Here is an 18,724-nt window from a genome sequence, read left to right on the forward strand (position 1 = left end):
GAGGACCGATGCTCCCGAAGAGAACCTGTGCCGCGCTCGCCACCCTGGCGGTCACCGCGGGCGCCCTGGCCGGCACCGCCTACGCGGGGACGGGCAAGGGCACGGACCACAGCTCGGGGCAGCGCACCGCCGCCTTCGCGCGCACCGCCACCTACCCGGTCTTCCAGAACCGCCCGGCCGGCGAGGACGCCGCCGCCCAGACCGTCGCCGAGATATCCGCGGTCAGCGAGGACGGCCGCACCCAGGTCTACACCGACGCCGCCGGCAAGCGGATCGGCTTCCTCGACATCAGCGACCCGAGCCGCCCCAAGGGCCTGGGCACCCTCTCCCTCGCCGAGCTGGGCGACGCCGAGGACGAGCCGACCTCGGTGACGGTCGTCGGGCAGTACGTGCTGGTCGTCGTCAACACCAGCGCGAGCTACACCGAGCCGTCCGGCCGGCTGGACGTCGTCTCGCTGCGTACCCGCGAGCGGGTCGCGTCGTACGACCTCGGCGGCCAGCCCGACTCGATCGCGCTCAGCAAGGACAAGCGGTACGCCGCCATCGCCATCGAGAACGAGCGCGACGAGGAGGCCACGCCGGCCGGCGGCGAGGAGGGCGACCTGCCGCAGGCGCCCGCCGGGTTCGTGCAGATCGTGGACCTGAAGGCCGCGAAGCCCACCGCGTGGGGCCTGCGCAAGGTGGCGCTGACCAAGGCCGACGGGTCGGCGCTGCCGGTCCTCACCGCCGCCGGGATCACCGAACCGACCGACCCCGAGCCCGAGTACGTCTCCGTCAACAGCCGCGGCCAGCTCGTCGTGACGCTCCAGGAGAACAACGGCATCGTCACCATCGACCTCGCCGCCGGCCGGATCACCAAGGCGTTCAGCGCCGGCACGGCGACCGTCACCGGCATCGACACCGTCGAGGACGGCGTCATCGACCAGACCGGCTCGATCACCGACGTGCCGCGCGAGCCGGACGCCGTCGGCTGGATCGACGACCGCTACCTCGCCACCGCCAACGAGGGCGACTGGAAGGGCGGCACCCGCGGCTGGACCGTCTTCGACAGCCGTACCGGCAAGGTGGTCTGGGACGCCGGCAACAGCTACGAGCACCTCGCCGCCCGCTACGGCCTGCTCAACGAGGACCGCTCGGAGAACAAGGGCACCGAGCCGGAGGGCCTCGCCATCGCCACGTACGACGGCGTCCGGTACGCCTTCGTCGGCTCCGAGCGCTCCAACTTCGTCGCCGTCTACGACATCAGCGAGCCCACCGAGCCGGTCTTCAAGCAGATCCTCGAAACCACCAACGGGCCCGAGGGGCTCCTCCCCATCCCCTCCCGGGGCCTGTTCGCCGTCTCCAGCGAGGAGGACGACGCGGAGGCCGGCGTGCGCGCCTCGGTGAGCCTGTTCAAGCTCGGCAGTTCCGCCGCCGGTCAGCCGACGATCTCCGCCGCCTCCGACTCCTCCGGCACCCCCATCGGCTGGGGCGCGCTCAGCGGCCTGTCCGCCGTGCCGGGCCGCGACGACGAGGTGTACGCGGTGACGGACGCGGCGTACGACACCACCCGCGTCCTCACCATCGACACCAGCGGCGGCCAGGGTGCCGTCATCCGCCGCGAGCTGACCGTCAAGGACGCCGCCGGCCGGCCGACCGGCTACGACGCCGAGGGCGTGTACGCCCGTCCGGGGGGCGGCTTCTGGCTGGCCGTCGAGGGCGCCACCGGCACCGGCAACCAGCTCGTCCGCCTCGACCGCGACGGGGTGACCCAGCAGGTGGTCCCCCTCCCCTCGGACGTCGCCGCCGGCCTCGGCTCGCAGGGCTTCGAGGGCGTCACCGCCACCACCGACGCCCGCGGCCACGAGATCCTGTGGACCGCCCTGCAGCGCGAGGTGAAGACCGACCCGTCCGGCACCGTCCGGCTCGGCCGCTACGACGTGACGGCCGGCACCTGGAGCTGGTACGGCTACCGGCTCGACAGCACCACCACGGACGGCGACTGGATCGGGCTGTCCGAGATCACCGTGGTCGGCGACCGGCTGGCCGTCATCGAGCGGGACAAGCTCAACGGCCCGGCCGCGAAGGTCAAGCGGATCTACACCGTCCCGCTCCCGAAGACCGCCGCCCCGGCGGGCACCCTCCCGGTGCTGGACAAGACCCTCGCCCACGACGTCCTGCCCGACCTGCGGGCGACCAACGGCTGGACGCAGGAGAAGCTGGAGGGCCTGACCGTCGCCGGGAACGGCCGGGTCTACGCCGTCACCGACAACGACGGCCTGGACGACTCCACCGGCGAGACGGTCTTCCTGGACCTGGGCCGCGGCCGCCAGGTCCTCGGCCGCTGAATCCCCGGCTCCCCGCTCCCCCTGGTCCGTTAGCGTATGGGCCCGCTGTTCCGGTCCAGGGGGGACTCAGATGAGAAGAGCGCTGTCCGACGCGGGCGTCGCACTGCTGGTGCAGGCCGCGACGACGATGCCGTTCGTGATCCCGCGCGCACCGGAGCTGGAACCGGCGACCTGGACGGCGTACGGGCTGAGTTCGCTCGCCGTGCTGCCGCTGGTGTGGCGGCAGCGGGCCCCCGTCGCCGTCCTGCTCGCGGTCCTGACGGCCACCGGTGGGTACGGGCTGACGGTCGACGGTCCCGGGCAGCCGCTGCCGTACGCCGGGCTCGTCGCCGTGTACACCGTCGCCGCGCTGTCCACCCCGGTCGAGCGGCTGGCCACCGGGGCGCTGGTGCTGGTCGCGGTGCCGGTGGGGGTGTGGTTCAACACGCGGTCGGCGCGCGAACTGGGCTTCTCCCTCATCGTGTTCGCGGCCGCCTACGCCTTCGGGCGGCTGACCGACGCCCGCCGCCGGGCCGCCCGGGTGGCGGCCGACCGGGCCGCCGCCCGCGAACGGGCCCGCATCGCCCGCGAGATGCACGACATCCTGTCCCACGCGGTGAGCCTGATGCTGGTGCAGGCGGAGGCCGGGCCGGTGGCCGTGCGGACGGCGCCGGCGAAGGCGGAGGCCGCGTTCGAGGCCATCGCCGCCACCGGGCGGGACGCCATGACCCAGCTCCGCGCCATGCTGGGCGTACTGCGCGACCGCGACGAGCCGGGCGACCAGCCGGGGAACGAGCCGGACGGTGATCCGCGCGCCCCGCAGCCCGGCCTCGACGACCTCCCCGCCCTGCTCGACCGGGTCCGGGCCGGCGGCCCGCCGGTGCGCTACGAGACGGCCGGAGACCCCCGTCCGGTGCCGGCGGCCACCGGCAGCACCGTCTTCCGGATCGTCCAGGAGGCGCTGACCAACGCGGTGCGGCACGCGGGCGCCCGCGAGGTGACCGTACGGATCGCCTACGGGCCGCCCGAGGTCCGGGTCCGGGTGACCGACGACGGACGCGGCGCCCGGACGGCCGCCCCCGCCGCCGGTCACGGACTGACCGGCATCCGGGAGCGGGCGGCGGCCCACGGCGGCACGGCCACCGCCGGACCGGGCCCGGACGGCCACGGCTTCGAGGTCGACGTCCGGCTTCCGGTTCCCGAGGAGGTGCCCCGGTGACCACGCCGATCCGGGTCGTCGTCGCCGACGACCAGGAACTGGTGCGCAGCGGCTTCGCGATGATCCTGGACGTCCAGCCGGACATCGAGGTGGTCGCGGAGGCCGGGGACGGCGCCGAGGCCGTCGAGGCGGTCCGCCGGCACCGCCCGGACGTGGCACTGCTCGACATCCGGATGCCGCGCGTCGACGGCATCGAGGCGTGCCGCGCCATCAGCGCGCTCGGCGGCGGCTGCCGCACGGTGATGCTGACCACCTTCGACTCCGACCGGTACGTGTACGACGCGCTGCACGCGGGCGCGAGCGGCTTCCTGCTGAAGGACGTGCGCCGGGACGACCTCACGCACGCGGTCCGGGTGGTGGCCCGGGGCGACTCGCTGCTCGCCCCGTCCGTCGCCCGCCGCCTGGTCGAGCAGTACACCCGCCCGGCCACCCGCCCGCGCCGGACCGACCCCCGGCTGAAGCTGCTCACCGACCGCGAACGCGAGACGCTGCTGCTGCTCGCGCGCGGCCTGTCCAACGCCGAGATCGCCGCCGAACTGCTGATCAGCGACCACACGGTCAAGACCCACGTCGGCAACCTGCTCGCCAAACTGGGCCTGCGGGACCGCATCCAGGCGGTGATCTGCGCGTACGAGACGGGTCTGGTGACGGCGGGCGATCCCCCGCCCGGGCGAGGCCCGCTCCCCCGCGCGGGCGATCCGCCGGGAGCGGCTGTTCGGGAGGGTGGGGTCCGTCCGAACGACGGCTCACACCACCGGAGTTGACCATGCGGAACACCGTCCGCGCCGCCGCCCTGCTCGGCACCGCGCTGCTGCTCGGCGGGCCGGCCGCCCCGGCGTCGGCCCTGCCCGCCACGACCGCCGCCGCATCCGCATCCGCGCCCGCGCCCGCGCTCGACCCGGCGGTACGGGCCGCGCTGGCCGGCGCCCTGACCGGACTGCCGACCGCGGACACCACCGCCGCCCTGGTCCGGGTCGGCGGCACCGCGGGCACCTGGCGGGCCGGCGCCGGCCTGCACGACCTGGTGAGCGGCCGCCCGGCCGACCCGGCCGGCCGCTTCCGCGCCGGCTCCGTCACCAAGGTCTTCACCGCCGCCGTCGCCCTGCAACTGGCCGCCGAGGGCCGCCTCGACCTGGACCGCACCGCCCGCTCCTACCTCCCGGACCTGATCCCGGCCGGGTACGCGCGGGTGACCGTACGGCAGTTGCTGAACCACACCAGCGGCATCCCGGCACCCGACCTGCCCGGCGCCACGGTGGAGGAGGCGTACGCGAACCGCTTCCTGCGCCACCGGCCCGAGGACATGGTCCGCTCGGCGACGTCGAAGGACCCGGAGTTCGCCCCGGGCACGCGGCAGCACTACCTCAACATCGGCTACACCGTCACCGGCCTGCTGATCGAACGCGTCACCGGCGACTCCTACGAGGACCAGGTCACCCGCCGCGTACTGGCCCCCCTGGGGCTGCGCGACACCCGCCTGCCCGGCGCCGACCCGCGCATCCGCGGCCCGCACAACCACGGCTACCAGACCATGACGCTGGACGACGGCACGACCGGCCCGCGCGACGTGACCGTGTGGGGCGCGACGGACGCCTGGGCGGCGGGCGACCTGATCTCCAGCACCGCCGACCTGGAACGGTTCACGACGGCCCTGTTCGCCGGCCAGGTGGTCCGCGGCCCGCTGCTGGCGGAGATGTTCACCCTCCCGGACGTCGTGGACCACGAGACCGGCGACCCGGCGGCGTACTCGGCGGGCCTGTCGATGAAGAAGCTGGGCGGGCGGGAGGTGTGGGGCAAGACCGGTGGCCGCTGGGGCTACAACACCGCCATCGCCTCGACCCGCGACGGCTCCCGCACCCTCGTCTACAGCGTCAACTCCACCGACGCCAAGGGCGAGGGGATGAACGAGGTGGCCCAGCGGCTGATGGTGGCGGCCTACGGACGGCCGTAGGCCGCCGCCTTCAGGAGTCCCCTCAGCGGTGGTGCGGGGACGTCAGGTAGTGCTGGCGGAGCAGTTCCCGGCCGTAGTCGTTGCCGTTGGGGGTGCGGATGACGGAGTGGACGTGCTTCTGGGTGGGGGTGCCCGCCGTCGAGTCGTAGGCGCCGGCCAGCGGGCCGGGGGCCTGGCAGTCGACCTCGATCCAGACCACCGGGCTCTGCACCCGGACGTAGAACGCCGAGTCGTCGGCGGTGCCGCCGGCCCAGGTGACGTAGGTGTCGTCGAGGTGGCCGGCGATCTCCGCCATCCGGACCTGCGCGGCGTCGGCCCTGGCGCGGTCCACGAACGCGGCGGCGACGGCGAGGAGTTTGCCGCGCTGGGCGGCGGTCAGGATGTCGGCGCGCAGCCCCTCGTACGCCTGGACCGCGTTGTCGGAGAAGGCGCCCGCCTTCATCGACTCGGCGGACTTGGTGGCGGAGGCGATGGCGGTCTTCCGCTGGGCGGCGGTCAGCGAGTTGATGAAGGCGAGGCTGGCCGCGACCTCCTCCTGGCAGACCTTCACGGTCGTGCCGTCGATGTCCATCTCGGTCGGCTCCGAGCCCCAGAAGCAGGGGCTCATGACCACCTGGTCGCCGAGCACGAAGTAGTTGATCACCAGGTGGTGGCCGTCGAACTGGAAGCCCCAGGGCTCGGTGGCCGACGGGGTGCCGAGCAGCGTCCAGTAGTAGGCGTCCTCGTTGAAGCGGTCGGTCTGGCTGATCGCCTCGCCGGCCGCCTGGTTGATCGCGCGGATCTTCTCCGTGGTCTCCAGGCCGTCCGCGCTCAGCGCCGACTTCAGCAGCGCGGTGCCCAGTTTCTTCTGCGCGTCGGTGAGGTCGGCCAGGCTGACGCCCTGGCGTTCGTAGGCGTCGACGTTGCTCCACAGCCGCCACTCGGTGGAGTGCACGGTGAACTGGGTGGCCGTCTTCTGGTCGTCGGTGAGACCGGCCAGGAAGGCTTCCGCGGCGGCAATGACCGGGGCGGTGGCGACCTTGGTGGAGTGGATCGCGTACAGGTCGTCGATCCGCTTGCCGTCGGTGGTCAGGCCGAAGAAGTCCTCGGTGATGGTCTGGTTGCCGGGGCCGCCCGCGCCGCCGCCCGGGTCGCCGCTGGGCGCGGCGCTCGGGGACGCGGTGGCCGAGGCGCCGGCCGTGGCGGTGTCGTCGGCCTGCGCCGCCCAGGCGGCGGCCCCGCCCATCGTGGCGACCGCCGTGGCGCCGGACGCGAGGAAGACCTTGCGCATGAAGCTCCGGCGGTCCGCGTGGGCCCGGCGGCCCGGCGCCGGACCCGGCTCCGGCTCGTCCTGCCGCCCGGTGTCGAGCTCGGTCATCGTCGCTGGCTCCCTTCGTTCCGGCCCGCCTTCCTACGGCCGGCCGCCTGAGCGCAACCCTGGTCGGCCGAGCTGAGGCCGAGCTGAAATGCCAGGACTTTCACAGGCGCCCGACAGCGCCGGCCACGCGTCGGGGGCGCTCGGCAGGGTGACGGTGAACTCGGTGCGGCCCGGCTCGCTCTCGACGGTGACCCGGCCGCCGTGCGCCCGGGTGATCGCGGCGGCGATGGCCAGCCCCAGACCGCTGCCGCCGCCCTCGCCCGGCTTGCGGGAGCGGGAGGTGTCGGCGCGGGTGAAGCGTTCGAAGACGGCGGGCAGCAGGGCGGGCGGGATGCCGGGGCCGTCGTCGCGGACCCGGATCAGCCGGCTGCCGGGCGCGCTCTCCACACAGACGTCGACGCGGGTGCCGGGCGGGGTGTGCGCCCGGGCGTTGGCCAGCAGGTTGGCGACGACCTGGGTGAGCCGGGCGGGGTCGCCGGTCACCGTGGCCGCGTCGGCCACGCGCAGCGCCAGCCGCCACTCGTGCCCCGCGCCCGCCGCCCGCGCGTCCCACACCGCCTCCGCGACCAGGGTGGCGAGGTCGACCCGCGTCGACTCCAGCGGGCGGCCCTCGTCCAGCCGGGCGAGCAGCAGCAGATCCTCCACCAGGCCGGTCATCCGGGCCGACTGGGCCAGGACCCGGCGCCAGGCCAGGCCCGGTTCGAGGTCCGCCGCGCCCCGGTCCATCAGCTCGGCGTACCCGGCGATCGAGGCGAGCGGGGTGCGCAGTTCGTGGCCGGCGTCGGCGAGGAACCGGCGCATCCGCTCCTCGCTGCGCCGCCGTCCGGCCAGCGAGGACTCGACGCGGTCGATGAGGTGGTTGAGCGCGACGCCCACCTGCCCGGCCTCGGTGCGCGGGTCGGTGTCCCGGGCCGCGACCCGGGTGAGCCGGCCGCCCTCCGGACTCTCCAGCGGGGCGCCGGCCACCTCGGCGGCGGTCGCGGCCACCCGGCCCAGCGGGCGCAGCTCGCGGCGGATGACCACCGCGCAGCCGCAGCCCGCGACCAGCAGACCGGCGCCGGCGATCACCGCCTCGGTGACCGCCATCCGGTGCACGGCGTCCTGCACGTGGTCCATCGGCAGCCCGGCCAGCACCGGCGCGCCCGCGCCGGCCACCGCGGTCACCCGGTAGGTGCCGAGGCCGGGGACGGTACGGGTGTGCAGGGCGCCGTCCGCGGTGAGGCCGGCCAGCGCGGCGCGCTGCGCGGCGGTGAGCGCCGCGCGGCCGCCGTCCTCGGTCACCACCTCGGCGGCGGTCACCGCGCCGCCGGCCGCGCCGGCCAGCCGGGCGGCGACGGTGCCGGCGCTCTGCCCCTGTTCGCTGAGGAAGCTCAGGTCGGTGGCGCCGCCGGTGCGGTGCCGGGCACCGCCCTGGCTGCGCGCCACGGCGTCCTGGACCCGCTGGTCCAGGTCGGCCAGCAGATGGGCGCGCTGCACCAGGATCGTGGTGACCCCCATCGCCGCGCACACCGCGCACAGCACGACGGTGGTGAACAGCACCAGCCGGGTGCGCAGCGACAGCCCCCGCACCCGGGCCCGTACGGTGCTCATGTGCCGTCGTCCGCGGCCCGCAGCACATAGCCGGCGCCGCGCACCGTGTGGATCATCGGCGCCCGGCCCTTGTCGATCTTCGCGCGCAGCCCGTAGATGTAGACCTCGACCAGGTTGCCCTCGCTGTCGAAGGCGCTGCTCCACACCGCGGCGAGGAGCTGCGCCTTGCTGAGCACCTGGCGCGGGTGCCGGATCAGGAAGGCCAGCAGGTCGAACTCCTTCGCGGTGAGCGCGATCGGCTCCCCGCCGCGCTGCACCTGCCGGGTCCGCTCGGCCAGCACCAGGTCGCCCAGGGTCAGGACCGGCCCGTCGGCCGCCGTCGCCCGCTCGGCGCCGGCCCGGCGCAGCAGCCCGCCCAGCCGCAGCATGACCTCCTGGAGCGAGAACGGCTTGGTCACGTAGTCGTCCGCGCCCGCCGACAGCCCGTCGATACGGTGTTCCAGCGCGTCCCGGGCGGTCAGCATCAGCACCGGCAGCCGGGCGTCCTCGTAGCGCAGCCGGCGCAGTACCTGGAGGCCGTCCAGGTCGGGCAGCATCCAGTCCAGGACGACGGCGTGCGGGGCGCAGCCGCGGGCCAGGGTGAGCGCGCCGCGCCCGTCGCGGGCCAGGAACGGCCGCCAGCCGGCCTCGGTGACGGCCCAGGCGAGCAGTTCGGTCAGCTCGGGCTCGTCGTCGACGATCAGCACCCGGACCGTGCCCGGGCGGGCTTCGGGGACTCCACGAGCGGCAGGCATACGCACACTCTGTCCGGGGACGCTGAGAGGTCCCTGTGCGCCACCCGTCACCCAGGTGGGTGTCTGTGGCGTTTGTCTCTCCGGCGGCCCCCCGGTGGCGCCGGGACGGTTCCCGGAGGCTGCCGGGTGGTTCCCCGGCGGACCGGCACGCGCGGGCGTCGCGGGAGGTCACAGCCGTGCGGCGCCGGGCCGGCGCGGCGCCGGCCCGAAGAGCCTGCACCGCGAGCGGAGCAATATCTGTGCTGACGAGGTAAGAAATTTTCGCGACCTCCGGGGAATATTCCCGAAAACGCCGCGCGCGGTCCGCCGACCCGCGCCCACGTGCGGAAATCGCCACCCCACTCGCCGAACGCGCCGTGCTAGTGTCGACGTCAGTTGCAGTTGGTTGCCAGTCTTTCCGACGGGGTGATCATCGCGGCGACCGAAGTACACACAGGGTGTGCTTCGTGCACCGTCCTCCTAAGGAGATTCTTATGGCTTCCGGTACCGTGAAGTGGTTCAACGCCGAAAAGGGCTTCGGCTTCATCGAGCAGGACGGCGGCGGCCCCGACGTCTTCGCCCACTACTCCAACATCAACGCCCAGGGCTTCCGTGAGCTCCTGGAAGGTCAGAAGGTGACGTTCGACATCGCCCAGGGCCAGAAGGGCCCGACGGCGGAGAACATCGTTCCCTCCAACTGACGACGCCGTCAGTCAGCTGACGCGTACTTCACAGCTGGGGCCCGCACCGTGGGGTGCGGGCCCCAGCTCATTGCATTCCGGAGCAGAACAGACGTGAATTCCACCGGAATTCACCCTGGCTCCCCGCCCCGTCATTCCGGCTCGTTCTCGCGATTCTCTGCGCCGCTTCACCGCTGCGGGAATTCCTTGACACGCGCCGCGTCAAGGAAGGTTCCCGTATGAACCGTGCACGTGCCGACCGCCCGTACGACCGCTCCGGCGGCTCCGGCGGTTCCGCCCGCCGCTCCGGCGGCGGCCCCCGGCGCCGTCCGCAGTCCGCCCAGGGCGGCGGACGCCGCCCGGCCGCGGCCCAGGGCGGCGAGTTCGCGCTGCCGAAGACGATCACGCCCGCGCTGCCCGCGGTCGACTCGTTCGCCGAACTCGAGCTGCCGCCGCGGGTGCTGGCCACCCTCACCGCCGAGGGCATGAGCGTCCCGTTCCCCATCCAGGCGGCGACCCTGCCGAACTCGCTGGCCGGCCGGGACGTCCTCGGCCGCGGCCGGACCGGCTCGGGCAAGACCCTGGCCTTCGGGCTCGCGGTGGTGGCCCGTACCCAGGGGCTGCGCGCCGAGACGAAGCGCCCGCTGGCCCTGGTCCTGGTCCCCACCCGGGAACTGGCCCAGCAGGTCACCGACGCGCTGACCCCGTTCGCCCGCTCGGTCGGGCTGCGGCTGGCCACCGTGGTCGGCGGCATGTCCATCGGCCGGCAGGCCGGCGCGCTGCGTTCCGGCGCCGAGATCGTGGTCGCGACGCCGGGCCGGCTCAAGGACCTCATCGACCGCGGCGACTGCCGCCTGGACGACGTCGCCGTCACCGTCCTGGACGAGGCCGACCAGATGACCGACATGGGCTTCCTGCCCCAGGTCACCGCCCTGCTCGACCAGGTGCGGCCGGACGGGCAGCGGCTGCTGTTCTCCGCCACCCTGGACCGCAACGTCGACCTGCTGGTCCGCCGCTACCTGACGGACCCGGTGGTGCACTCCGTCGACCCGTCCCAGGGCGCCGTCACCACCATGGAGCACCACCTGCTCCACGTGAACGACGACGACAAGCAGCGCACGGCCACCGAGATCGCCGCCCGCGACGGCTCGGTGATCATGTTCCTGGACACCAAGCACGCGGTGGACCGGCTCACCAAGCACCTGCTCAAGAGCGGCGTCCGGGCGGCGGCCCTGCACGGCGGCAAGTCCCAGCCGCAGCGCACCCGCACCCTCGCCCAGTTCAAGAGCGGCCAGGTGACCGCGCTGATCGCGACCAACGTCGCGGCCCGCGGCATCCACGTCGACAACCTCGACCTGGTCGTCAACGTCGATCCGCCCGGCGACCACAAGGACTACCTGCACCGCGGCGGCCGTACCGCCCGTGCGGGCGAGTCCGGCAGCGTGATCACCCTGGTCACGCCCGGTCAGCGCCGGGAGGTGACCCGGCTGGTGTCGGCCGCCGGGATCGTCCCGCAGGTCACCCGGGTACGGCCGGGCGAGGAGGAGCTGAGCCGGATCACCGGCGCGCAGGCCCCCTCCGGCGTCCCGGTCGTCATCCCCGCGCCGGCCCCCGCCCCGGAACGGCCGCGCCGTGCGCAGTCCGCCGGGGGTTCGGGTTCCGCGCGGCGCGGCCGCCGCCGCTCCCCGGCCGCCGGGCGCTCCGGTGGCGGAGCGCCGCGTCGGCAGGGCACGGGCGGCGGCACCGGAACCGGCACCGGCACCGGCACCCGCTGATCCGCCGGACCGCCGCGGCCCGGCGGATCACTGGTCCGAGTAGCTGAAGTCGCCCACGGTCCAGGCGCTGACGTCCCTGATCGCCACCCGGTACATCCCGCCGGTCTCCGGAATTCCGAGGCTGCCCTGGAGGATGCGCGCGAGGTGGAAGTGCAGGTGCGTCGGCGCCGGTCCGTCGGGCCGCTCCTTCCTCCGCTGCCGGACGAAGGCGTCGGCGAACGGGCTCAGCCGGTCGGAGGCGCGCAGCACCTCCGCCACCCGCTCCCGCCAGGTGTTCTCCGGAGCCAGGCGGCCGGTGATGACGGCGCCCTGGGCCACGACGGTCAAGGACATCTGATTGCTCGGCTCCGACTCCACCATGGCGGCGATGGAGACGAGCAGCTCATCAGGGTTCGGCATGAGATCGAGTCTATGGGTCACCCGCGGGGGCCCGTCCGCCGCAGCGGCCACAAGGCCCGATGGTGTTGAATTCCTCAGGGGCCCGGCAGCGCCGTATCGGCGCCGGGCCCCTGAGGAATTGCACTACGAGGTGACATGACAGCAGGCAATCCGCTCAGCGCACGGCTGGACGACGACGACTACCCCGCGTACACCATCGGCCGGGCCGCCGAGATGCTCGGCACCACGGCCGGCTTCCTGCGGGCCCTCGGCGAGGCCCGGCTGATCACCCCGCTGCGCTCCGGAGGAGGACACCGCCGGTACTCGCGCTACCAGTTGCGGATCGCCGCGCGGGCCCGCGAGCTCGTCGACCAGGGCACTCCGATCGAGGCCGCCTGTCGCATCGTCATCCTCGAGGACCAGTTGGAGGAGGCGCAGCGCATCAACGGCGAGTACCGGCGCGCGGCAGCCGAGAACGGGCCGCCGCGGCAGTGACCCGGTCCGCCGGCCGGCCCGTGACCAGCAGCAGCGCGACGAGGATCAGCTGCATGCCGATGATCAGCGCCTGGACGGCGGGGTCGGTCACGCCCAGCAGGACCATCGTGGTGTTGACCGCGAAGTGCACGGCGATCGAGGCGACCACCCCGGCCCGCTGGTAGGCGCAGGTCACCAGCATGGCCATCGGAACGTTGCCGGCGGCGAAGAGCACCCCGCTCGGGGTGAACAGGCCCAGGTCGTGCTGGACGGTCCCGTCCACGAAGAACAGCGGCAGGTGCCACACGGCCCAGACCACACCGAGCACCAGCGCGATCCGCAGCGGTCCCATCGTGGCGCGCATCCTCGGGTAGGCGGTGCCGCGCCAGCCCGGCTCCTCGGACAGCGGGCCGGAGACAATCATGCTGACCAGGAACGCGGCGGGCCCGCCCATGTCGTTCATGACGTCCTTGGCGTCCGCCCAGCTCGGCGCGGGGCCGCCGGCCGCGTGCCCGATCACCCCGGCGGCCAGTACGGCCGCGGCGGCCGCCACCATCAGCAGCAGCGCCCAGGGCAGCGCCGCCGCGCGGTAGCGCACCGCGTGCGGCGGCACCGGCTCGCCCCGGCGGCGCCGGCGGATCCGGATCACCAGGGCGCCGATCAGCGGGCCGAAGGCGCCGAGCAGGAACGGGACGTAGGAGGGTTCGCCGTTCTTCGCCGGGCCGCCGATCGCCATCGCGGCGGCCCAGCAGCCCCAGCTCACGGCGAAGGCGATGACCATGAAGAGGGTCAGGTCGGCGCGGCGGCGGTCGGGAGTGGTGGGCGTGAGCGGCTCTGTGACTACTGACGTGGGCATGCCAAATTGTCCTTTGTCGGAGGTCCGGGCTGTTCGCGGCAATCGGGTAATCGGGTATTGGGGGATGGGGCGATGGGGGGATGGGGCGATGCGGGGATGGAGGGATGCGGGGACGCGGTGCTGGGGCGGGCGGGCGGCGCCCGGCGTCAGGAGGCGGCCGTCTCCCGCGAGACGGGGGCCAGGTGGCGGGTGAGCCAGTCGGCGACGAGGGCGAGCAGCGCGGGGTCGACCGGTTCGCGCAGCAGGCGGCGGTAGGCGCCCAGGGTCGGGCGGCCGGCGTACGGCCGCAGCACGTGGGTGAGATCGGCGAGGCGGTGGGTCTCGGCGCCGCCCGGCACCAGCCGGCGGATCTCGTCGAGGTCGGCCGGGTCCACCTGGAGGTCCTTGTCGCCGGTGACGGCCAGCACGGGCGCGTGGATGGCGGCCAGGTCGTCCCGGCTGTCGTGCACGAGCATCTCCCGCATCCAGCGGGCGTTGACCGGCGCGCCGGCGATCCGCGCCACGTCCGTACGGGTCCGCTTGATCCGGGCCAGCACCCGGTCGCCGAGCGCCCCCAGCGGGCGCCGCAGCAGCCGGACCGGCGCGGGCAGGCTGCCGACCACCGAGCGGCCCTGCCACCGGAACGCCGCCTCGCCGACGCCCGCGAACCCGGCCAGCAGCACCACCGCCCGCACCTCGGTACGCGCCGCGAGGGTCATGGCGTGCAGGGCGCCCTCGCTGTGGCCGACCACGCCGACCGCGCCGGCGTCGATGTCGGGACGGGCGGCCAGGGCGCGCAGCGCCGCGGCGGCGTCCTTGCGGTTGTCGGTGAAGCCGGCGGTCCGCCAGTCGCCGGGGGTGGCGCCGGCGCCGCGCCGGTCGTGGCGGAGGGTGGCGATCCCGGCCGCCGCGAGGACCTCGGCCATCGGCCGGGCCAGGTTCATCAGCAGCTTGGGGGTGTTGCCGTCGCGGTCCAGCGGGCCGGAGCCGTGCAGCAGCAGGACGGCCGGGTGCGGGCCGGGGCCGGCCGGCAGCGTCAGGGTGCCGGCCAGGGCGGTTCCGTCGTCCGCGGGGACCGTCAGGTCGATGTCGGGCAAGGCTCCGCCTTTCGCATGGCTGACGCCCGGCCATCCGCCGACCGGACGTTCTCAACTACGAGAACGTTATCAGATCTGAGAGCGTGTGAGACCATGACGGCATGGCAACCGCGAATCTGCTTCTGCACCCCGTCCGGATGCGCATCCTCCAGACCCTGGTCGGTGCCGGTGAACTGACCACGGCCCAGCTGCGCGACCGGCTGCCCGACGTCTCCCCGGCGAGCATGTACCGGCACGTCGCGACCCTCACCCAGGCCGGCATCCTGGAGGTGGTCCAGGAAAGACGCGTACGCGGCACCGTCGAGCGCAGCTACCGGGTCCGGCAGGACGAGGCCCTCGTCGACGCGGACGCCCGCGCCGCCATGACCAAGGACGACCACCGGCAGGCGGTCACCGTCTTCACCGGCGCGCTGATGGACGGCTTCGACCGCTACCTCTCCCGGGACGACGCCGACCCGCCCCGCGAGGGCGTCCTCTACCGGCAGGGCGCGGTGTGGGTGACCCCCGAGGAGTTCACCGAACTGGTGACGGAGCTGGAGGAACTGGTCGCCCGCCGCACCGGGCACAGCGCGGGCGACGGCCGCATCCGGCACATCATCAGCCTGGCGCTGGTACCGGACAAGGCGGGGGAGGAGGACGGCGGGGACGGTCCGGACGGTCCGGAGGGCCCCCGCCCCCGCTGAGCCCTCCGGACCGCGGCGGGCTCAGCTCAGTTCACGGGGAGCCCTCGTACCCCGGCGGTCAGGCCACCGGCTCCGCCGCCGGTCCCACCAGCTCGGTCAGCACGTCCTCCATCGTCACGAAGCCGAGGACCGTGCCGGTCTCGCCGGTGACCGCCGCCAGGTGGCTGCCCGCGCCGCGCAGCGCGGTGAGGGTGTCGTCCAGCGGGGTGTCGATGCGGACCCGGGTGACCGGGTGCAGGGCCGTGCGCGGGAACGGGCGGTCCCGGTCGGTCAGGCCCAGCGTGTCCTTGATGTGCAGGTAGCCGAGCAGTGTGCCGCTCGGGCCGCTGACCGGGAAGCGGGAGTAGCCCGCCTCGGCGGCCAGCCGCTCCAGCTCCGCCGGGGTGACGGTGTGGGAGACCGTACGCATCTGCTGCGGCGGGACCAGGATCTCGCCGACCGGGCGGGTGCCCAGCTCCAGCGCGTCGCGCAGCCGTTCGCCGTCCGCCGGGGCGAGCAGCCCGGCCTCGCTGGCGTCGTCCACCATGCGGGCCAGCTGGTCGTCGGTGAAGACCGCCTCCACCTCGTCCTTCGGCTCGACCCGCAGCAGCTTCAGCAGCGTGTTGGCGACGGCGTTGATGCCGAAGATCACCGGCTTGAGCGCCCGGGTGAGGGCGACCAGCGGCGGGCCGAGCAGCATCGCGGTGGCGGCCGGGGCGGCCAGCGCGATGTTCTTCGGGATCATCTCGCCGATCAGCATGTGCAGGTAGGTGGCGAGCGACAGGGCGATCGCGAAGGCGATCGGGTGCACCAGCGCGTGCGGCACGTGCACCGCCTCGAAGGCGGGTTCCAGCAGGTGCGCGATGGCCGGTTCGGCGACCGCGCCGAGCACCAGCGAGGAGACGGTGATGCCGAGCTGGGCGGTGGCCAGCAGCGCGGAGATGTGCTCCAGGCCCCACAGCGTCATCCGGGCCCGCTTGTCGCCCTTCTGGGCGAGCGGCTCGATCTGACTGCGGCGCACCGAGATCAGGGCGAACTCGCCGCCCACGAAGAACGCGTTGGTCACCAGTGTCAGGGCGCCGACGAGGAGTTGGACGACGGTCATCGGGCCATCTCCTCGTGCTCGTGGCGGTCGCGGCGGTCCGGACGGTCTCGGCGGTCCCGGCTGTCCCGGCTGTCCCGGCTGTCCCGGCTGTCCCGGCTGTCCCGGCTGTCCCGGCTGTCCCGGCTGTCCGGACGGTCCTGCGCGGGTACCGGCCGCGCGTCCGGCGGCGGCGCGGTGACGCGCAGCCGGTCGGCGCGGTGGTGGTCGACGCCGAGCACCTCCAGCCGCCAGCCGTCCAGCTCCACCGCGTCACCCTTGGCGGGGATGCGCGTGAGGTACGTGGCGACCAGTCCGGCCACCGTCTCGTACGGGCCGTCCGGCGCGGTCAGTCCGATCGCGGCGAGCTGGTCGATGCGGACCGAGCCGTCCGCCTCCCAGGCGCCCTCGCCGGCCGGCTGGAGGTCGGGGACCTCGACCGGGTCGTGCTCGTCGCGGACCTCGCCGACGACCTCCTCGACGATGTCCTCGACCGTGGCCACGCCCGCCGTACCGCCGTACTCGTCGATGACGACGGCCATAGTGCGGGTGGCGCGCAGGCGCTCCAGGAGACGGTCGGCGGGCAGGCTGTCGGGGACCAGGAGGGGGGCGGTGGCCAGGTCGGTGACCGGGGTCACGGGCCGCCGGGCCGGCTCCAGGGCCAGCACGTCCCGGATGTGGACGGTGCCGACCACCTCGTCCAGGCTGTCCCGGTAGACCGGGAAGCGGGACAGGCCGGTGGCGTGCGACAGGTTGGCGGCGTCCGCGGCGGTGGCGTGCGCCTCCAGGGCCTTGACGTCCACGCGGGGCGTCATCACGTTCTCCGCGGTCAGCTCGCTCAGGTGCAGGGTGCGTACGAACAGCTCGGCGGAGTCGGCCTCCAGGGCACCCTCGGCGGCCGAGTGCCGGGCGAGGGCGACCAGTTCCTGGGGGCTGCGGGCGGACGCCAGCTCCTCGGCGGGCTCCAGGCCGAAGCGGCGTACGACACGGTTCGCGGTGTTGTTCAAGTGGCCGATGAACGGGCCGAAGGCGGCGGTGAAGCCGCGCTGCGGGGTGGCCACCACCTTGGCGACGGCCAGCGGCCGGGAGATCGCCCAGTTCTTGGGGACCAGTTCGCCGACCACCATCAGGACGACGGTGGAGACGGCCACGCCGAGCACGGTCGCCACCGTGGACGCGGCGCCGCCGAGGCCCAGCGCCGCCAGCGGGCCGCGCAGCAGCACGGCCAGCGACGGCTCGGCGAGCATGCCGATGACCAGGGAGGTGACGGTGATGCCGAGCTGGGCGCCGGACAGCTGGAGGGTCAGGCGGCGGACGGCCTTCAGGGCACCGTCCGCGCCGCGCTCGCCGTTCTCGGCGGCGCGCTCCAGGTCACCGCGCTCGACGGTGGTCAGCGAGAACTCCGCCGCGACGAACACGGCGCACAGCAGGGTGAGGAGGATGGCCAGCAGGAGCAGCAGGACCTCGGTCACCGCGGCACCCCCGCTCCCGTGAGACGACGGGTACGGCCGGTACTGGGAGGCTCCATTACGGAACGGGGCTCCTTCTACAGATCAGCGGGTCGGGTCCCATGGTAAAGGAAGGGCAAAGCCGGGCCAACGGCTCTACTCGACTGTAGAGAACGGCGGGCGATCGGGGAATGTTCCCCGGCGATCCCTGGTAGCTTCTACATAACTGTAGAGGAACGGAGTGCTCATGGCCCTGTGGGACCGCTTCAAGGAATCCGCGGCACAGATGCAGACCCAGCTCGTGGCGAAGAAGAACGACCTCAAGAGCGGCGCCTTCCGCGACGCGAGCATGGCCATGTGCGCCCTGGTCGCGGCGGCGGACGGACGTGTGGACGCGGCCGAGCGGCAGCGCGTCGCCCAGCTCATCGCGGGCAACGACGTGCTCCAGAACTTCCCCGCCGACGACCTGCGCCGGCGCTTCGAGCAGAACCTGGACAAGTTGACGACCGACTTCGCGTTCGGCAAGGTCAGCGTTCTGCAAGAGATCGCCAAGGCGAAGAAGAAGCCCGCCGAGGCCCGCGCGGTGGTCCAGATCGGCATCGTCATCGGCGGCGCCGACGGGGACTTCGACAAGGACGAGCAGGCCGTGGTGCGGGAGGCGTGCTACGCCCTCGACCTGCCGCCGCACGAGTTCGATCTCTGACCGATCCGACCAGATCAGAGGGGCAGGGGCGCGGTGTTCGGACTGAGCGAACTGGCGATCGTCCTCATCGTCATCGCCGTCGTCGTGGGCGTGCGGAAGCTGCCGGAACTGACCCGCTCGGCGGGCAGGTCCGCGCGCGTCCTGAAGGCCGAGGCACGGGCGCACGGGGAGAGCGAGGAGCCGTCGGCCCCGCCCCGGATCATCCAGGGCGAGGCGGTCCGCAAGGAGACGCCGGGAGACGGCGGGGGCTGACGTCGCCGCCCTGCGGGGGCGCGGGAGCGGACCGCTGCCGCGGGAGTGGGGCCGGGTCCTCGGGCCGTGGGGCCGGGCCCCCGGGCCGTGGGAGCCGGGCCCCCGGCCCCCGGACCGCGAGAGCCGGGCCGCGGAAGCCGGACCACTGACCGCGGGAACCGGACCACCGGACCGCAGACCACCGGACCGCAAGAGCCGGACCG

Annotated in this window: 18 protein-coding genes; 10 read left to right on the top strand and 8 right to left on the bottom strand. The window is 73.9% G+C overall.

All coding sequences use genetic code 11. The annotated features are described in order from the left end of the window. The first annotated feature begins 8 nt into the window (after positions 1-8). The 4 genes from AB0G32_RS05465 to AB0G32_RS05480 all read left to right on the top strand — a co-directional run bounded on the left by AB0G32_RS05465 (position 9) and on the right by AB0G32_RS05480 (position 5,476). A complete protein-coding gene (locus AB0G32_RS05465) occupies positions 9-2,327 on the top strand; it encodes an esterase-like activity of phytase family protein (RefSeq protein WP_361158477.1) in 2,319 nt (772 codons plus the stop codon). A gap of 70 nt (positions 2,328-2,397) precedes the next feature. Continuing rightward, complete coding sequence (locus AB0G32_RS05470; protein WP_361158480.1) at positions 2,398-3,525, top strand: histidine kinase; 1,128 nt, start codon at positions 2,398-2,400, stop codon at positions 3,523-3,525. Further along, a complete protein-coding gene (locus AB0G32_RS05475) occupies positions 3,522-4,289 on the top strand; it encodes a response regulator transcription factor (protein WP_361158483.1) in 768 nt (255 codons plus the stop codon). Before AB0G32_RS05470 ends, AB0G32_RS05475 begins: the two co-directional genes overlap by 4 nt. Before the next feature lie 2 nt (positions 4,290-4,291). Then, a complete protein-coding gene (locus tag AB0G32_RS05480) occupies positions 4,292-5,476 on the top strand; it encodes a serine hydrolase domain-containing protein (RefSeq protein ID WP_361158486.1) in 1,185 nt (394 codons plus the stop codon). A 22-nt stretch (positions 5,477-5,498) separates the two neighbouring features. Here AB0G32_RS05480 and AB0G32_RS05485 read toward each other — a convergent pair whose 3' ends face one another. The 3 genes from AB0G32_RS05485 to AB0G32_RS05495 are packed head-to-tail and all read right to left on the bottom strand — an operon-like array spanning position 5,499 to position 9,157. Next, on the bottom strand, positions 5,499-6,833 hold the full coding sequence (locus AB0G32_RS05485; RefSeq protein ID WP_361158489.1) for a DUF3500 domain-containing protein: 1,335 nt from the start codon (positions 6,831-6,833) through the stop codon (positions 5,499-5,501). Between the two features lie 33 nt (positions 6,834-6,866). Continuing rightward, a complete protein-coding gene (locus AB0G32_RS05490) occupies positions 6,867-8,423 on the bottom strand; it encodes an ATP-binding protein (RefSeq protein ID WP_361158492.1) in 1,557 nt (518 codons plus the stop codon). Next, positions 8,420-9,157: a response regulator transcription factor gene (locus tag AB0G32_RS05495; RefSeq protein ID WP_361158495.1), complete on the bottom strand. Its 738-nt coding sequence runs from the start codon at positions 9,155-9,157 to the stop codon at positions 8,420-8,422. The genes AB0G32_RS05490 and AB0G32_RS05495 overlap by 4 nt, the downstream gene beginning before the upstream one ends. A gap of 473 nt (positions 9,158-9,630) precedes the next feature. Between AB0G32_RS05495 and AB0G32_RS05500 the strand changes: the two genes are divergently transcribed. Together AB0G32_RS05500 and AB0G32_RS05505 are read left to right on the top strand one after the other, a co-directional pair. Then, on the top strand, positions 9,631-9,837 hold the full coding sequence (locus AB0G32_RS05500; protein ID WP_361158498.1) for a cold-shock protein: 207 nt from the start codon (positions 9,631-9,633) through the stop codon (positions 9,835-9,837). Between the two features lie 218 nt (positions 9,838-10,055). After that, complete coding sequence (locus tag AB0G32_RS05505; RefSeq protein WP_361158501.1) at positions 10,056-11,591, top strand: DEAD/DEAH box helicase; 1,536 nt, start codon at positions 10,056-10,058, stop codon at positions 11,589-11,591. 27 nt (positions 11,592-11,618) lie between these two features. On the opposite strand, the gene AB0G32_RS05510 is transcribed toward AB0G32_RS05505, so the two are convergent. Beyond that, on the bottom strand, positions 11,619-11,990 hold the full coding sequence (locus AB0G32_RS05510) for a hypothetical protein (protein WP_361158504.1): 372 nt from the start codon (positions 11,988-11,990) through the stop codon (positions 11,619-11,621). A gap of 135 nt (positions 11,991-12,125) precedes the next feature. Here AB0G32_RS05510 and AB0G32_RS05515 point away from each other — a divergent pair, with 135 nt between their 5' ends. Next, positions 12,126-12,464, top strand: a complete 339-nt coding sequence (locus AB0G32_RS05515) for a helix-turn-helix domain-containing protein (RefSeq protein WP_361158507.1) — start codon at positions 12,126-12,128, stop codon at positions 12,462-12,464. Here the strand turns inward: AB0G32_RS05515 and AB0G32_RS05520 are convergent. Both AB0G32_RS05520 and AB0G32_RS05525 read right to left on the bottom strand, forming a co-directional pair. Continuing rightward, positions 12,412-13,299: a CPBP family intramembrane glutamic endopeptidase gene (locus AB0G32_RS05520; protein ID WP_361158510.1), complete on the bottom strand. Its 888-nt coding sequence runs from the start codon at positions 13,297-13,299 to the stop codon at positions 12,412-12,414. The genes AB0G32_RS05515 and AB0G32_RS05520 overlap by 53 nt on opposite strands. Before the next feature lie 146 nt (positions 13,300-13,445). Next, positions 13,446-14,375 carry an alpha/beta fold hydrolase gene (locus AB0G32_RS05525; protein WP_361158513.1) on the bottom strand — a complete coding sequence of 310 codons (930 nt, stop codon included), beginning with the start codon at positions 14,373-14,375 and terminating at the stop codon, positions 13,446-13,448. Positions 14,376-14,476: 101 nt separating this feature from the next. Here AB0G32_RS05525 and AB0G32_RS05530 point away from each other — a divergent pair, with 101 nt between their 5' ends. Continuing rightward, complete coding sequence (locus AB0G32_RS05530) at positions 14,477-15,058, top strand: helix-turn-helix domain-containing protein (RefSeq protein WP_361158514.1); 582 nt, start codon at positions 14,477-14,479, stop codon at positions 15,056-15,058. A 58-nt stretch (positions 15,059-15,116) separates the two neighbouring features. Here AB0G32_RS05530 and AB0G32_RS05535 read toward each other — a convergent pair whose 3' ends face one another. Both AB0G32_RS05535 and AB0G32_RS05540 read right to left on the bottom strand, forming a co-directional pair. Then, on the bottom strand, positions 15,117-16,142 hold the full coding sequence (locus AB0G32_RS05535) for a hemolysin family protein (protein ID WP_361158517.1): 1,026 nt from the start codon (positions 16,140-16,142) through the stop codon (positions 15,117-15,119). Continuing rightward, positions 16,139-17,590 (bottom strand): hemolysin family protein, encoded by a 1,452-nt coding sequence (locus tag AB0G32_RS05540; protein WP_361158520.1) that lies wholly within the window; start codon positions 17,588-17,590, stop codon positions 16,139-16,141. The genes AB0G32_RS05535 and AB0G32_RS05540 overlap by 4 nt, the downstream gene beginning before the upstream one ends. 223 nt (positions 17,591-17,813) lie before the next feature. On the opposite strand from AB0G32_RS05540, the gene AB0G32_RS05545 reads away from it, so the two are divergent. Next, complete coding sequence (locus tag AB0G32_RS05545) at positions 17,814-18,269, top strand: TerB family tellurite resistance protein (RefSeq protein ID WP_361158523.1); 456 nt, start codon at positions 17,814-17,816, stop codon at positions 18,267-18,269. Between the two features lie 33 nt (positions 18,270-18,302). Next, positions 18,303-18,521: a twin-arginine translocase TatA/TatE family subunit gene (locus AB0G32_RS05550; protein ID WP_361158526.1), complete on the top strand. Its 219-nt coding sequence runs from the start codon at positions 18,303-18,305 to the stop codon at positions 18,519-18,521. The last annotated feature ends 203 nt before the right edge of the window (positions 18,522-18,724 follow it).

It is taken from the genome of Streptomyces sp. NPDC023723, from assembly GCF_040639815.1.
Taxonomy (GTDB): domain Bacteria; phylum Actinomycetota; class Actinomycetes; order Streptomycetales; family Streptomycetaceae; genus Streptomyces.